This window comes from Desulfuromonas acetoxidans DSM 684, from assembly GCF_000167355.1.
GTDB classification, from domain to species: Bacteria; Desulfobacterota; Desulfuromonadia; order Desulfuromonadales; family Desulfuromonadaceae; genus Desulfuromonas; species Desulfuromonas acetoxidans.
Genome location: NZ_AAEW02000005.1, coordinates 88,914 through 104,290, shown reverse-complemented (window position 1 = coordinate 104,290; position 15,377 = coordinate 88,914). Strand labels below are relative to the sequence as shown.

The following is a 15,377-nucleotide window of genomic DNA, read 5'->3' as shown; positions in this document are numbered from 1 at the left end:
CAGCTCTTTCGTTCAGCATGAACATCTCTACGATTTTACACAATACTCATCGTTCTCTTACGTCGCCATGTCGGGATAGATATGTTTAATGATCGGAGGAAACTATGATTGAAGCGATCTGTCTTGGCGGCGTAATTCTGGCGGGAATCGGTTGGCTGAACTATCGGCAATTTCGTCGTGATGGTCAACGTCTTGAGCAGCATCTTAAAAAGTCTCTTATTCGACGTGTGTAATCTGTCTACATGGGAAAAGATACCACGGTGAATTGATCGTCCTCAGTCTCGCGGAGAGTGGGGATTTGTCGCGTATACAAATCTGAATGTGTTCTTGCCAAACCCTGGGCGCTCATCTAAACTCTAAACATTACAATACTATTTCCATCCAGCTTATTATCCAACCAGGGGGGTAATCAGATCGTGGACCAATCTCATCAGTTTCAAACCCACAGTAAGACCATTGCCCAATTCCATGAACTCCTAGCTACATTGACCGACTCTCTCAAACAACGCTTTGATGACCCACAACGTGCAGCGGTTTTTTCATTGCTTAAAGCGTTGAAAGGACAGGCCGTTCCCGGTGAACTGTTGCAATTGAGCAGTGATGAGATGGTCGAAATTATCAGCTCCTTTTTTGCCACTATGGACGCGCGCCAACAGCCTGTTGCGGTACGTTGCATACCCGTGACCGGGCACCATATCTCGTTGTTACTGTGCAGTGTTGAGGACGCACAGTATCTGTTTGATTCGTTACAGGTCTACCTGACCCGACAGCATCTCGATTGGCAGGAGATTGTTCATTTGCGCCTTAAGGTTGAGCGTGAGGATGGGCACATTGTGACGCTGGCCGATGCTGATCTGTCAAATGCGGATGAGTCGTTCATTGTTGTTCAACTGGCTCAGGTGGAAGGGTGTGAACAGCTTGAACAGGATGTGGCCGATGTCTTTCACGAGGTTCATCGTTTTCGTAACGATACTCCGGCCCTGCAGCAACGTTTCACTGAGCTTGAAGGTCTGGCCGGAGCAGCCGGGTTCAGTGATCTGTGGCAGTGGCTTAAAGACGATCATTTTCTGCTGCTCGGCTATCGTCAACTGCAGTTGGACGCGTGTTGTGACGATGGTCAGGTTCAGGCTCTCAAGGAAAAAGCTCTGGGAATCAGCGATCATCCCGATCACCCTAATTATCTGCAGCCACAGGCGCTCAGTCAGTGTGATGATCTGATTCAGTCTTGCCTGATGCGTAAATCACCGCTTCTGGTTATGCAGACCGTTATTCCCAGCCAGGTCTGGCGTGATGAGCCGCTGACAGCGATCTGTCTACGTGACAAATACAATGAACACGGCATCCTCGAGCATGTGCTTCTGGGCTTGTACACGCGTTCGGTTCATGGTTGTTCGGCTCTCGATGTCCCGGCACTGCAAAGTAAAATCACCTATGCCCTGGAACATCTGGGGATTGCCGAAGGCAGCTACAATTATCGAAAAATCGAAGCGTTGCTGGCCACGTTCCCCGAACCAGAACTGTTTTTTCTTTCCGTTGAGCAGCTCAAGCACATTATCAACTCACTGCTGTTTGCCCCGCAGGGTAGTGTGCGGGTAGTTCCCATGGACACCGAATTGAGCACCATGGCTTTGTTGTTGATTGTTCCGCGCACCCTGAGTCAGAATGCCGATTTCAGCCAGTTGGAAAACTTTTTGTCCTACCACTTTCATGCGCGTAAACCCAACATGCGGGTGCTGCAGTTCAACAACGAATATTACATTGTCCAAGCCACGCTGATCTGTCGTGACAAACCGAAAGATGTCGACTTTGATCAACTGGCCAGTTCACTGACGGGATTGCTCCAAAGCTGGAAGCAGAAACTGCGCACCGTGTTGATACGTGAGCAGGGTAATCAGCGTGGATTGGAGTTGTGGCGGCGTTATTCTGATGCCTTCTGTCCGGATTACCGTTCCCGCATCCATCCGCGTTTCTGTTTGCGTGATATTCATTGTTTGGAGACCCTGCTCAAGGAACAACAGGAACAGGTTGACTTGTGGGGGCCGATCAACAGTGGGGTTAACTCCTCGTGTCGATTGCAGTTTTACAGTACCCGCCAGGGGTATCTCAATGAATTGATGCCGATTCTGGTCAACCTCGATCTGACCATCATTGATGAGGTGGATTTCACCCTGAATGTTGACGGCCAGGATCTGTTTATCAAGAGCTTCGGCGTGCTCAATAAACTGCCAGGCCAAGAGAGTCTGCTGCATATTCGTGAGCGGCTGCTTGATGCCCTGCGCGCTCTGCGCAGCGGCCGGGCCGAAAACGATTATCTCAACCGTCTGCTGGTGTCCACCGGTCTTGACTGGCAGCAGATCGATGTGTTCCGCGCCTATCGCAACTACTATTTCCAACTCGGCTCGTCGTTTACCAAACGTACCGTAGCCTTTGCACTGCTCAATAATCCACGTGCCTGCCTGGCACTGTACCGCTATTTTGAATCGCGATTTATCAACAAGGTGGAATGGGCCGATCCGGTGGTGCGTGACGAACAGGCACTGTTTCCGGCACGCATGGAGCTGATTGAAGCGTTGCGTGAGGTGGATGATGTCAATGAAGACCGCATTTTGCGCACCATCTTCAACCTGATCGATTCAACGGTGCGCACCAACTTCTTCAAGCGCAAGGATAGTGACGACTATTTCTTCTCGTTTAAGATCAGTGCTATCGGCATTGTGGATATGCCGGTACCGCGACCGCTGTTTGAGGTTTATGTGCATAACGCCGCCATGGAGGGGATCCATCTGCGTGGTGGCATGGTTGCCCGTGGTGGCATCCGCTGGTCCGATCGTCCGGACGATTTCCGCACTGAGATTCTCGGGTTGATGAAGACCCAAATGACCAAAAATGCCCAGATTGTCCCGGTGGGTTCCAAAGGTGGTTTTATTGTCAAAACTCCATGGTCCGATCGTGAAGAGGGCATGGCTTTATCGAAAAAAGCCTACCAGACCCTGATGCGTGGTTTGCTCGATGTGACCGACAACCGCGTGAGCGGTAAAGTGGTTCCCTCACAAGACGTGGTGCGTTACGACGAGGATGACCCCTATCTGGTGGTGGCGGCTGATAAAGGCACCGCCCATCTGCCGGATACGGCCAATGCCGTCAGTCGTGATTACAACTTCTGGCTCGGCGACGGCTTTGCCAGCGGTGGCTCACGCGGCTACGACCACAAAGTTCTCGGTATCACCGCTCGCGGTGCCTGGGTGTGTGTCCAGCGCCATTTCCGTGAAATGGGCATCGATATCCAGAGTGAGCCGTTCAGTGTTGTTGGTATCGGCGATATGAGTGGCGACGTGTTTGGTAACGGCATGCTGCTCTCGGAACAAATCTGTCTCAAAGCAGCGTTTAACCATCGCCATATTTTCCTTGATCCCGATCCCGATCCGGCAACCACCTTTACCGAGCGCAAGCGGTTGTTTGAACTGCCACGTTCGTCGTGGAGTGATTTCAACGCTGAGCTGATCTCTGAGGGTGGCGGCGTGTTTGATCGCGATGCCAAGGAGATTCCGTTATCCGAGCAGGTGCGCGACTGGCTCGGCGTGCGTCACGAAACTCTCGACGGTGACAGCCTGATCCGGTTGTTGTTGATGGCGGATGTTGATCTGTTGTGGAACGGCGGTATCGGCACCTATGTGAAAGCCGGCAGTGAAAAGGATGAGGATGCCGGCGATCGGGCCAATGATGCGGTACGGATCAATGGCAGCCAACTGCGCGCTAAAGTGGTGGGTGAGGGGGGCAACCTCGGCATGACCCAATTGGCGCGGATCGAATACGCCGTGAACGGCGGACGTATCAACACCGATGCCATCGACAATTCGGCCGGGGTGGATTGCTCCGACCATGAAGTCAACCTGAAGATCTTCATGCAGCACCTGATGGAATCGGGTCAGGTGGCCGATGAAGATGAGCGGGATCGCCTGTTGGAAGCCGTGACTGACGATGTGTGCGATGTCGTTCTGGCCAACAACTATGGTCAGAGCCAGTGCCTGTCCCTCGACAGTCTGCGCAGTCAGCAGGATCGCGAACTGTTTATCGATCTGACCGCACGGCTGGCAACCATCGATCTGCTCAACCGCCAGAGTGAGGCGCTGCCCGGCAGCAAAGAGGTGATGGGCCGCAAAGTCGCCTACACCCGGCCGGAGCTGGCCATTTTGCTGGCGTACAGCAAGATGCAGCTCTATCATGATCTGCTTGAGTCTGACCTGCCGGACCGGCCATTGGCTGCGGAATTTCTTGCTGACTATTACCCGCAGGCTATTGCTGACCAATTTGCCGATCATCTCGACAGCCAGCCGTTGAAACGGGAGATCATCGCCACCATGATCACCAACTTGGTGGTCAATCAGGCTGGCTGTGCTTTTTGCTATCGAATGGGGCGCCGTTACGACATCCCGCTGCATCAGGTCGCTGAGGCGTATATCCATTTTGACCGCTTGGTTGATGGTGCGGCGTTACGTGGCCAAATTCAGCAGCTTGACAATCAGATGCCCGCCAAAGAGCAATATCGTCGTTTGCTGGCACTCGAAGAAACCCTGTCCGCCATGTGCGACTGGGCTCTGAGTCAGGCACGCGAGCTGATCGATTTTGAACAACTCAGCGCCATGAGTCAGGACCTTGCCGACTACGGCAAGCTGCTCAGCAGTGTGTTGCCCGAAAAACGTTGGAACGCCTGTCAGCAGTTGGCCGGAGACATGGTGGCTCAGGGCATGGATGAAGAGCACGCCCTGCAGTTTGCCACCTTGCCGATGATGGAAAACCTGCTGCCGGTAATGGCCCTCCATCAACAGACAGAGATCGATCTTCATACCGCTGCCGTCGTGCTGGGCGATGTTCAGTCCCAGTTTGAAATCAAGGATCTGCTCAGTGCCATTGAACAGGTGCCGCTGCGTGACCGGTGGGATCGTATGACTCGCCATGCCTTGCGTACCGGCTATCACCATGCCGAGTTTGTCCTGGCTAAAAAAGTGCTGCAACAGTTTGACGGCAATATCGATCGTCTTCTGGCGCAATCGCGGGTGCGCTTCCGCCGTTACAAGCGGCTGCAGACCCTGATGCTCGACCAACCGGCCGCCAACTTCCACCCGTTGATGATCATGCTTGATCATCTGAATGGGATGCTTTAACAGAAAATGAGATTGTCCGGATAGCCACTGGCCGCTCTTAACGGAGCGGCCAAAAAAATCTGGACATTTACCGGGCACGCCTATAGCCTTGATTGCTGAGTTTTGCTGGCCCGCAACGCGTCTGGGGAGCCGACAGGCAAACTCGCTGACGTTGATCATACGTCTTTATACATGCTGCCCGGATCGATGGACCGGGACGGAGGCATTCACCGGCGCGAGGTCATGTTTCCATTAGGAACATGATGCTGTTTTTGGCCTTCCAGTCGTCGTGACTCTGGAAGGCTTTTTCGTTGAAATGCATTGTGCCTGAATCCCTTATGGTTCAGGCAAAAAACAGGATGAGACCATGAGGAAACAAACCACCGTACTCGATGTTCAGAACATGTACGCCAAAGGGGACAAGATCACCGTATTAACGGCCTATGACTACCCCTTCGCCCGGATGATGGATCAGGCCGGAATCGACATGATTCTGGTCGGCGATTCCGTCGGCAGTGTCTTCTCCGGCTATGACACCACCTTGCCGGTCACTATGGAAGAGATGATTTATCACACCAAAGCGGTGATGCGCGGCAGCCAGGGTGCCCTGGTCATTGCCGACATGCCGTTTTTATCGTATCAGGTGGATGTGCGCGACGCCTGTTTGAATGCCGGACGTCTGGTCAAGGATGCCGGAGCCCACGCCGTTAAGCTTGAAGGCGGTGAAAACGTCGCTGACACCATCCGTGCCATCGTTAACATGGACATTCCGGTGGTCGCCCACATCGGCCTGACGCCGCAGTCAATTCACCGCATGGGCGGTTATCGTGTCCAGGGCCGCAAAGAGGAACAGGCCCGGCAACTGATTGCCGATGCCAAAGCCGTGGCTGAAGCCGGTGCCTTTGCCGTGGTGCTCGAAGGGATTCCTGCCGATCTGGCTAAAGAGATTACTGAAAGTATCGATATCCCGACCATCGGCATTGGTGCCGGGGTACATTGCTCCGGTCAGGTGCTGGTGATTCACGATATTCTCGGTTTGTGCGAAAAATACTCGCCCAAGTTTGTCAAAGTTTATGCTGATCTGGCTCCGCTCATCAAAGAAGCCATGACCAGCTACATCGATGAAGTGCGTGCCGGAACATTTCCTGGCGACGAACACAGTTTTTAGGAGAGGGCGCAGATGGAAATCATTCACGATGTTCAGGCCTTTCAACAACGGATGTTGGCCGAGCGTCAACAAGGTAAAAAGATCAGCTTCGTTCCCACCATGGGGTTCCTTCACCAGGGCCATTTGTCATTGCTGGAAGAAGGGCGCGGTCGTGGCGACCTGCTGGTGCTGTCGATCTTCGTCAATCCCACCCAGTTTGGCCCGAACGAAGATTTTGACAGCTATCCGCGTGCTTTACAGCGCGATGCCGAGCTGGCCGCCAAAACCGGCGTTGATATTCTGTTTGCCCCGGAAGCCGACGCCATGTATCCGCAAGGCAGTGCCACCACGGTTCAGGTCACCGGACTCAGTGAGGGGTTGTGCGGTGCCAGCCGTCCCGGTCATTTTGATGGCGTGACCACGGTGGTCAATAAGCTGTTCAATCTGGTTCAACCCCACGTTGCCCTGTTCGGGATGAAGGATTTTCAGCAACTGGCTGTGATCCGTAAAATGGTCAGCGACCTCAATATGCCGATCACCATTCTCGGCATGCCAATTGTCCGTGAGCCTGATGGCTTGGCCATGAGTTCACGCAATACTTATCTCAGCGATGATCTGCGACGCCAGGGGCTGTCCTTGATTGCTTCCATCCGCAGTGTCTGTGAGTCGGCTGTCGCCGGGCAACGCGATGCCGCAACACTGATCGCTCAAGCGAGGGATATCATCAGCGCTCAACCTGATGCGCGTATCGATTACATTCAGATCTGTCACGATGAAACTCTGCAGGACCTGGAACAGGTCGATGAGCACGCTGTGATTCTGCTGGCGGTACGCTTTAGTACCACGCGACTGATCGACAACCACTATCTGTTGCAACCGGTGCGTGCCTGAGGCCTGTCATGAAGCTGTTTCGTTGTCGCTATATTGTGCCGATCCGAACCGATCCCATCGAAGATGGTGCGCTGGTTATTGATCAGGAGCGCATTGTTGCCGTGGGTCCTGCCGCAGAGCTGGCAGCGCGCTATCCTCAAGCCGACATGGTCAATCTGGGCGACAGCATCTTGTTACCGGCGTTTGTCAATGCGCACACCCATCTCGAATTAAGCGACTTTCCCCAATGGGCCGCTGAGGTCCATTCTCCAGAGCCGGAACAAGCGGGTTTCACTTCGTGGCTGCTGCGCCTTATTCGCGTTAAAATTGCCCGGCGGGTTAATGGTGAGGCTTCCAAAGCCTCCTGGCTCAACGGCCTGCGGCAATCCATCCGCAGCGGTACCGGCGTGATTGCCGATATCCTGTCGGAATCAGGTTTTTACGCCACGGTTGCCGAGCAATTGCCGGGGCGCTGTTACATCGAAGTGCTGGGCCACGATCCGGTGCGTGTTCATTTGCAATGGGATAATCTCGATCACTGCCGGGAACACTGGCCGACCAGCCAGTGGGGCGCGGCACCGCATGCGCCATACACCCTCAGCGATGATCTGCTGGAGCAGAGCTACCGCTACACCAGTTGTCGTCATCTACCGACCACGGTGCATGTGGCGGAATCGCATGACGAAATCGAGTTTATGCATCAACATCGCGGTCCCATGGTTGATCAGTTTTATCCCTTCGTCGGTTGGACGCCGTTTCTCGATAAACCCCGCCATCAGCGGCCATTGCCCTGTCTGGAAAAAGCCGGAGCGCTACGTCCCGATACGCTGCTGGTCCACGGCGTTCACCTTAATCGTGACGAGATCGCTACGGTGGCTGAGTCCGGATGTAGTATGGTGCTGTGCCCGCGTTCCAACGCCAAGTTGCAGTGTGGTGTTGCTCCCGTGGCCGAATACCTCGCCGCAGGAGTCAATCTGGCGCTTGGCACCGACAGCCTGGCCAGCAATGACTCATTGTCAATCTGGGATGAAATGGCTTTTGCCCGTGACTGGTTTCAAGGCGAATTGAGTTGTGAGCAGTTGTTACACATGGCGACGGTTGGCGGGGCAAAAGCGATGGGATTTGATGACCTGGGCTATCTGGGCGCGGGGAGTCGAGCAACCTTTCAAGTGCTCCGTGCTGAGCAGTCGCCGGTTCGAAGCCAGTTAACGGAGCACCTGTGCCACTCTGAGCGGACGAATGAGGTCTCTTTAGTGGTGATTGACGGTCACATCCGTTATGATCGAAGTATTGAGGAGGGGGCATGATCGAAGAGATTCCCACAGCCAAAGAGGTGGTCAATCGGCTGTTTGAGCACCAGACCACTCTCAGCGAGACCGGCGTGGTCATTGAGCTGCGCGAAAAGCGCCTGGCTGTTGTAGCCAGGGAGCAAAGCGACGGGTGTAGTGGTTGCGGAGCTTCCGGTGGCTGCTGTCAGAGCGGTGGAAATGGCCAACGCCGCCTGCTGGCGGATAATCAGCCCTATGCGCGGGTCGGGGATACGGTGCGTGTCGAGATCGAAACCACCGCCGGTTTAGCCGACTCGCAGAACTTTTTATACATCATTGCCTTTATCATGCTTGCACTCGGTCTGGCAGTCGGTTATTTTATCGCCAGCCTGTTGCCCGTCGGTATTCCGGCAGCGCTGTTGGCACTGATGATCGGCGGCGCCTTTATGGTCGGCACCCTCGGCGTGTTTCGTTTCGGACGCCCGGCCGTGGTCCAGACCTCCCTGGCACGCATTGTTGAAGTGATTACTCCAGCCGAGCAGGATGATCCTGCCGCTGAAGAACATACTACTGAAGGTTAAAATCAACGCCCATGGGCATTAAGATTATCGCGACAAACAAAAAGGCCTACCACGAGTATTACATTGAGGAGACCTACGAGGCCGGCATGGTTCTCACCGGCACCGAGGTGAAATCGTTGCGTCTTGGCAACGTCAACATCAAGGAATCGTTCTGCCGCATCATGAAGGGTGAGCTGTTCATCAACAATATGAACATCGGCCCCTACGAGCAGGGCAACCGGGAAAACCACGATCCGACCCGTATCCGTAAATTGTTGCTGCACAAATACGAGATCGACAAGCTGGTTCGTAAAGTTGAAGAGAAAGGTTTGTCGCTGGTGCCGACAAAAATCTACTTCAAAAACGGCTATGTGAAACTCGAAGTTGGCGTTGGCCGCGGTAAGAAATTGCACGATAAACGCGAAAGCCTCAAGAAGAAACAGGCCGACCGTGAGATGGCAAAAATATTTAAAGAAAACCGTTAAGATTGTCGATAAAACACCTCGAAAAATCGACAGTTTTATGTTAGTGTGGTTATGTCCTTAAAAAATGAAAGGGGGCGCCAAGGTTTCGACGGGGATTGGAAGCTAAGGTTGCATGTCGGAGTGGGCAGGCTCCGTTAAAAAGCCCATCTTATACAAACGCCGATACTGACGTTTCGTACGCACTGGCAGCTTAAGTCTGCCACGTCTCTAGTCTCTTCGCCTGCGGGTTTCTAGCGACGTCAATTTAGTAGGCTGGTTGTTGTTCAAGTCCGTGGTTCAACAGCGAGATCTAAACGGAATCGCCACATGTAAGAGCCTGTCTGTGGGGGCTGCATGCGGTTAAATTTAAAACACAGACTACACATGTAGACGCCTTAAGTGAAAGATTTTCGGACGCGGGTTCGATTCCCGCCGCCTCCACCAATCAAAAAAGGATGCAGCCCTGAAGGGTTGCATCCTTTTTTAATGCTGAAAGCCAGCGCCGGGAATCGAAGCGCAGCGAGCGCTGACTAAATGTCAGAAAAGCGGTGAGTGCTCTGGCAATCCTAAATAATTCGGGTCTGGCTTCGCCTCGCACCATTCCCACGGCGTTGCAAAACCTTGAAGTGGGTTGGCCACTTCTGCGTTTTCGCGCCTTGTGTGAACGGCACGAAGCTGTGCCATACACGCGAATTTTTAGCATTGACAGAGCACTGGGATGGCCACATCAGCGAGCGAAGGGGAGCCTACGCAGGAGTGAGCGTGATGCGAATGACGTAGTAGGCGATTCCCGCCGCCTTTTTCTATATATTGCCTAAAGTTGATCAGTTGAATAACATATTAGAATCATTTACTTATGCTGTGGTTGGGTGTAGTTTAACCACTTGTAAAAATGATACGTGTAAATTCTAAGCCGTGCGTGGAGAGTTGAATGTCCGAACAGGAATTTCTGCAAAACCTCGAAAAAAAATTATGGAATGCTGCCGACAAGTTGCGTTCCACCCTTGATGCCGCTCAGTACAAGCACGCCGTCCTTGGCCTGCTGTTCATCAAATACGTTTCCGATGCCTTTGATATTCGCCGCCAAGAGTTGATTGAGCAGTTTCAGGACGAAAATCATGATTACTATCTCGACCCTGCGGATTTTGCATCTGAAGTCGAATGTCAGGAAGAGATCGCCGTTGAGCTGGAAGTGCGCGACTATTACACCGAGAAGAACGTGTTCTGGGTTCCGGCTTTGGGGCGCTGGGCGAACTTGCAGGACAACGCTAAACTGCCACCTGGCACAAAAATAGAAATCAAAAACGGTAAAACAACCACCTATGAAATGCGCAGCGTCGGTCGGCTGATCGATGATGCGCTGGACGCCATCGAGAAGGACAATCCCAAGCTCAAAAGGGTGCTCAATAAGTCCTACGGCCGGTTGCAGATCGACCCCGCCAAGCTGGGTGAATTGATCGACCTGATCGCCACCATCCCCTTCAAGCACGCCTCGTTGCAGGCCAAGGATATCCTCGGTCATGTCTACGAATATTTCCTTGGTCAGTTTGCCCTCGCCGAAGGGAAGAAGGGGGGCCAGTTCTATACCCCCAAGTCGATTGTCAGCCTCATTGTTGAGATGCTGCAACCCTTCTCCGGGCGGGTCTATGACCCGGCCATGGGTTCGGGTGGCTTCTTCGTGCAGAGCGAGCAGTTTATCAAGGAGCACGGCGGCAAGCTCGGCAACGTCTCCATCTATGGCCAGGAGTACAATCACACCACCTGGCAGCTGGCGGCGATGAACATGGTGATCCGTGGTCTCGATTTCAACTTCGGCAAGGAACCGGCCAACACCTTCACCAACGATCAGCACCCCGACCTGCGTGCCGATTTTGTCATGGCCAATCCCCCGTTCAACATGAAGGAGTGGGATACCGGCGTCAAAGACGACGACCCGCGCTGGCACTACGGCAAGCCGCCTTCCGGCAACGCCAACTTTGCCTGGCTGCAGCACATGCTCTACCACTTGGCGCCGGGTGGTTCCATGGGCCTGCTGCTGGCCAACGGCTCGATGAGTTCCAACACCAACACGGAAGGGGATATCCGTCGGGCGCTGGTGGAGCACGATCTGGTCGAGTGCATGGTCGCCCTGCCGGGGCAGCTCTTCACCAATACCCAAATTCCTGCCTGCATCTGGTTTCTCACCCGCAACAAGAAGGCGCGGGGCAATCTGGCCGACCGCTCCGGCAAGGTGCTCTTTATCGATGCCCGCAACCTCGGCTACATGAAAGATCGCGTACTGCGCGACTTCAAGCCGGAGGATATTCAAAAGGTTGCCGATACCTTTCATGTGTGGCAGCAGGGGGAGGATTACGCCGATGAGGCCGGCTTCTGCTGCTCGGCTACGCTGGAGGAGATCAAAAAGCACGACTTTGTACTGACGCCGGGGCGTTATGTCGGTGCGGCGGATGAGGTGGAGGATGGCGAGCCCTTTGCCGAGAAGATGGCGCGGTTGACGACGCAGTTGCAGGAGCAGTTTGCCCGGAGTAGTGAATTGGAAGGGGATATTAAACGGAATTTGGCGGGGCTTGGTTATGACTGTTGAGTCCCTGTTCCCTCTCTCGACATCTTGGGAAGTTGCAACACTTGGCGATGTCTGCCGAAGGGGTGGAGGAGACGTTCAGACCGGGCCATTTGGAAGTCAGCTCCATGCTGCCGACTATGTGCCGGTCGGAATCCCCTCAATCATGCCGATGAACATAGGCGATAACAGAATCAGTGAGGAGGGAATTGCTCGAATTACTCCTGAGGATGCACGCCGACTTTCGAAATACCTAGTCAGAACTGGTGACATTGTTTACAGCCGACGTGGTGATGTTGAGCGCCGAGCTCTTGTTCGTGAACCTGAGGATGGCTGGCTATGTGGAACCGGGTGCTTGCGTGTGAGGTTTGGCGAAAAAAGCGTCGTGCACCCACCTTATGCTGCGTACTATTTAGGTCATCCATCAGTTCGCGAATGGATTGTTCGGCATGCCCAAGGCGCGACGATGCCGAACCTCAATACTTCGATTCTGTCGGCGCTGCCTTTTGTGCTTCCATCAATCGAGGAGCAAGAGCAGGTTGCTAGTGTTCTGACTGCCCTCGACGACAAAATCGAACTCAACCGCCAAATCAACCAGACACTCGAACAGATCGCCCAGACCATCTTCAAAAGCTGGTTCATCGATTTTGAGCCGGTCAAAGCGAAGATCGAAGCCAAAGCCGCAGGCCGCGACCCCGAGCGCGCCGCCATGTGCGCCATCAGCGGTAAACTTGAGCCCGAACTCGACCAACTCCCCCCCGAGCAATACCAACAACTCGCCGCCACCGCCGCCCTGTTCCCTGATGCTCTGGTGGAGTCGGAGTTGGGTTTGATTCCGGTGGGGTGGGAGGTGAAGTCGCTTGATCAGGTTGCAAACTATCTCAATGGGTTGGCACTTCAAAAGTTTCCACCTGAAAGTGAAACAGATTGGTTGCCGGTCATAAAAATTGCTCAACTTAAAAAGGGGGACACCGAAGGTGCTGATCGAGCTTCGTCAAAATTAAAACCGGTATACATCGTGGATGATGGGGATGTCCTATTCTCTTGGTCAGGTAGTTTGACTGTCGATATCTGGACTGGGGGGCAAGGGGCATTGAATCAGCATCTTTTCAAGGTCACCTCTGTTAATTATCCGAAGTGGTTCTATCTTCACTGGACTAAATTCCACCTTGCCCGTTTTCAAAATATTGCAGCGGATAAGGCTGTCACAATGGGGCATATTCAGCGCAAGCATTTGACCGAAGCTTTGTGTGTTGCCCCAGAGAAAAGTGGGATTGATAGTTTTGATTCTCTATTCTCTTCATTGTTGGCCCAAGAAATTGAATTGCGAATAGTCTCTCGGTCCCTCTCTTTCCTCCGTGACACCCTGCTTCCAAAGCTGCTGTCTGGTGAATTATGTATTGATACCCTAAGTGAAACGATCGAGGAATCTGCATGAACTCCGAATCAACACTCACAAGCCTTGCCATGTTGAAAGTAAACATTGACCAAGGCAAAGACTATCTTGAATATCTTCGCCCTTTCATTCTGAGAGTGTTGAAGCATGGGCAACTCAAAATCATTAACGACTCTTCTGTTTCATTGAAGTTAAGAGAAGAGCATGGATTGGAGATCCCTCGAAGATCTGTTCAGATAATTCTTCAGCGATTAGTTAAGGTGGGTTTGCTGCAGAAGTCTGAAGGTGTTTTCTATGTCGTTCGCGAAATAGAAGAAAAGGATTGGACCGCTGAAAATGCGGCTGCTTCGAGGAAAATTTCCTCTGTTGTCCATTGGTTTAGAGAGTTCGCTAAAGAAAGTGCAAACCGTGAATTAGATGATGATACTGCGATGGATTGCCTCGTAGTTTTTCTTTCTAAATTCTCGATCCCCTGCATGAAAGCCTATCTCCGAGGAACGGCACTTCCAGAAGTTAATGGCAATGGTAGTTGGAAAATCGTTTTAGTGAGCCAGTATGTACAAAATTTGCAGAAAACCGACCCAGGACGATTTGAGAATTTCATGGTCATAGTTCAGGGTCACATGCTGGCCAACGCACTTCTTTGTCCAGATTTGCAATCCGTATCGAGCACATATAAAGAAGTTACTTTTTATTTCGATACTCCCTTGTTGGTGCAATATCTCGGCCTTGAGGGTGTAGAAAAACAACAATCTTGTAATGATTTGGTTGCATTGGTGCAACGGCTTGACGGAAAGGTGTCATTTTTTACCCATACCCGGGATGAGTTGCTAAACGTTATTAACGGTGCAGCTGAATATATTGATTCTCCCAAAGGGAGAGGCGCAGTTATTTTCGAGGCAAGAAGAGCGGGTACTTCTAGGTCAGACCTTGTATTGACTGCGCAAAACGCCGTTGAAAAATTAGCAGCGTCTGGAATTGAAGCTCACCCAACCCCGGGCTATATCCATGAATTTCAAATTGAAGAAACCACTTTTTCCGATGCACTTAACGATGAGGTTAATTACTACAATCCAAATGCGCGTGAATATGACATAAACTCGGTGCGAAGTATTTATGTTTTACGTAAAGGCACGTGCCCTCATACCGTAGAAAAAGCTAAAGCTGTTTTTGTGACAAACAATACTGGTTTTTCTAAAGCTGCTTATGAGTACGGAAAAAAAATTGAACAATCGCGTGAGGTTTCAACTGTCATCACTGATTTTAGCTTAGCCAACACAGCGTGGCTTAAAGCTCCACAAGGGGCACCTTCATTACCGCGCAGAGAGGTTTTGGCTTTTGCCTACGCAGCATTAAGACCTACTAGTGAGTTCTGGGAGAAATTTCTAGCAGAGGCGGACAAACTCCAAAAAAGTGGAACAATCACCCCTCGTGATCATCAAATCTTGAGAAGCAGTTTACATGTGCAAGAAGAGCTGATGAAGTTAACCCTTGGTGAAGATGCCGCGCTTACTGAGGAAAAAATTACTGAGACGTTAAATCGTGTTGTCTCGGAAATTAAAAAAGAAGACAGCCATAAATTAGACTTATCTGAGAAGGCAAGAGGGGAGGCTGAGAGAAAATTTCAAGACGCATTGACTCGCAATGAATCAATTAAGGAAAAAATTTACTGGCGTTGTGACAAAACAGCAAAAAGGGAGGCTCTACTGCTCTCAATTTTGATTTGGATCTCGCAGGGAGCTGTTGCAGTCGTTGGGGTTATCAAGCTTACAAATCAAAGCGAACTTGGCTGGGCACTACTTTCGGTTGCTGGAGTTAGTGGTTTACTTCGTTTGGCGGGCACTTTTTGGGACCTTAAACCTTTAAAGGTCTATTCTCTTTTTCGTGAATGGCGCTGTCATGGGCTGGTCCAAAAAGAAAATTCTGCATTGGGGATTGACGAATAACAATTCCTACGGGAATTCCGGGGGC

The 15,377-nt window shown here is 52.1% G+C and carries 10 protein-coding genes and 1 other RNA gene; all 11 read left to right on the top strand.

The genetic code is table 11. The features are described from left to right. Positions 1-104: 104 nt before the first annotated feature. The 11 genes from DACE_RS18810 to DACE_RS05170 all read left to right on the top strand — a co-directional run bounded on the left by DACE_RS18810 (position 105) and on the right by DACE_RS05170 (position 15,352). Positions 105-233, top strand: coding sequence for a hypothetical protein (locus tag DACE_RS18810; protein WP_272940853.1), 129 nt, complete (start codon positions 105-107; stop codon positions 231-233). Positions 234-416: 183 nt separating this feature from the next. Continuing rightward, complete coding sequence (locus tag DACE_RS05210; RefSeq protein ID WP_005998971.1) at positions 417-5,162, top strand: NAD-glutamate dehydrogenase domain-containing protein; 4,746 nt, start codon at positions 417-419, stop codon at positions 5,160-5,162. Between the two features lie 346 nt (positions 5,163-5,508). After that, entirely contained in the window at positions 5,509-6,309 is an 801-nt protein-coding gene (gene panB, locus DACE_RS05205; protein ID WP_005998969.1) for a 3-methyl-2-oxobutanoate hydroxymethyltransferase, read from the top strand. 12 nt (positions 6,310-6,321) lie between these two features. Then, positions 6,322-7,179 carry a pantoate--beta-alanine ligase gene (gene panC / locus DACE_RS05200; RefSeq protein ID WP_005998967.1) on the top strand — a complete coding sequence of 286 codons (858 nt, stop codon included), beginning with the start codon at positions 6,322-6,324 and terminating at the stop codon, positions 7,177-7,179. An 8-nt stretch (positions 7,180-7,187) separates the two neighbouring features. Beyond that, positions 7,188-8,465: an amidohydrolase family protein gene (locus DACE_RS17085; protein ID WP_005998966.1), complete on the top strand. Its 1,278-nt coding sequence runs from the start codon at positions 7,188-7,190 to the stop codon at positions 8,463-8,465. Next, the gene (locus tag DACE_RS05190) at positions 8,462-9,007 is read left to right on the top strand and encodes a SoxR reducing system RseC family protein (protein ID WP_005998965.1); all 546 of its coding nucleotides are present in this window, start codon (positions 8,462-8,464) and stop codon (positions 9,005-9,007) included. Before DACE_RS17085 ends, DACE_RS05190 begins: the two co-directional genes overlap by 4 nt. Positions 9,008-9,018: 11 nt before the next feature. Next, complete coding sequence (gene smpB, locus DACE_RS05185) at positions 9,019-9,471, top strand: SsrA-binding protein SmpB (RefSeq protein WP_005998962.1); 453 nt, start codon at positions 9,019-9,021, stop codon at positions 9,469-9,471. A gap of 70 nt (positions 9,472-9,541) precedes the next feature. Further along, positions 9,542-9,894: a transfer-messenger RNA gene (gene ssrA, locus DACE_RS17805) on the top strand. A gap of 487 nt (positions 9,895-10,381) precedes the next feature. Further along, positions 10,382-12,034: a class I SAM-dependent DNA methyltransferase gene (locus DACE_RS05180; RefSeq protein WP_005998960.1), complete on the top strand. Its 1,653-nt coding sequence runs from the start codon at positions 10,382-10,384 to the stop codon at positions 12,032-12,034. Continuing rightward, positions 12,024-13,448 (top strand): restriction endonuclease subunit S, encoded by a 1,425-nt coding sequence (locus tag DACE_RS05175; protein ID WP_005998958.1) that lies wholly within the window; start codon positions 12,024-12,026, stop codon positions 13,446-13,448. The genes DACE_RS05180 and DACE_RS05175 overlap by 11 nt, the downstream gene beginning before the upstream one ends. Then, positions 13,445-15,352: a hypothetical protein gene (locus DACE_RS05170; protein ID WP_176290169.1), complete on the top strand. Its 1,908-nt coding sequence runs from the start codon at positions 13,445-13,447 to the stop codon at positions 15,350-15,352. Before DACE_RS05175 ends, DACE_RS05170 begins: the two co-directional genes overlap by 4 nt. Positions 15,353-15,377: the final 25 nt, after the last annotated feature.

Excerpts from the sequence above, each read along its gene's own strand:
- DACE_RS18810 (WP_272940853.1), top strand. The coding sequence starts at position 105 with ATGATTGAAGCGATCTGTCTTGGCGGCGTAATTCTGGCGGGAATCGGT.
- panB (WP_005998969.1), top strand. The coding sequence starts at position 5,509 with ATGAGGAAACAAACCACCGTACTCGATGTTCAGAACATGTACGCCAAA.
- panC (WP_005998967.1), top strand. The coding sequence starts at position 6,322 with ATGGAAATCATTCACGATGTTCAGGCCTTTCAACAACGGATGTTGGCC.
- DACE_RS17085 (WP_005998966.1), top strand. The coding sequence starts at position 7,188 with ATGAAGCTGTTTCGTTGTCGCTATATTGTGCCGATCCGAACCGATCCC.
- DACE_RS05190 (WP_005998965.1), top strand. The coding sequence starts at position 8,462 with ATGATCGAAGAGATTCCCACAGCCAAAGAGGTGGTCAATCGGCTGTTT.
- smpB (WP_005998962.1), top strand. The coding sequence starts at position 9,019 with ATGGGCATTAAGATTATCGCGACAAACAAAAAGGCCTACCACGAGTAT.
- DACE_RS05180 (WP_005998960.1), top strand. The coding sequence starts at position 10,382 with ATGTCCGAACAGGAATTTCTGCAAAACCTCGAAAAAAAATTATGGAAT.
- DACE_RS05175 (WP_005998958.1), top strand. The coding sequence starts at position 12,024 with ATGACTGTTGAGTCCCTGTTCCCTCTCTCGACATCTTGGGAAGTTGCA.
- DACE_RS05170 (WP_176290169.1), top strand. The coding sequence starts at position 13,445 with ATGAACTCCGAATCAACACTCACAAGCCTTGCCATGTTGAAAGTAAAC.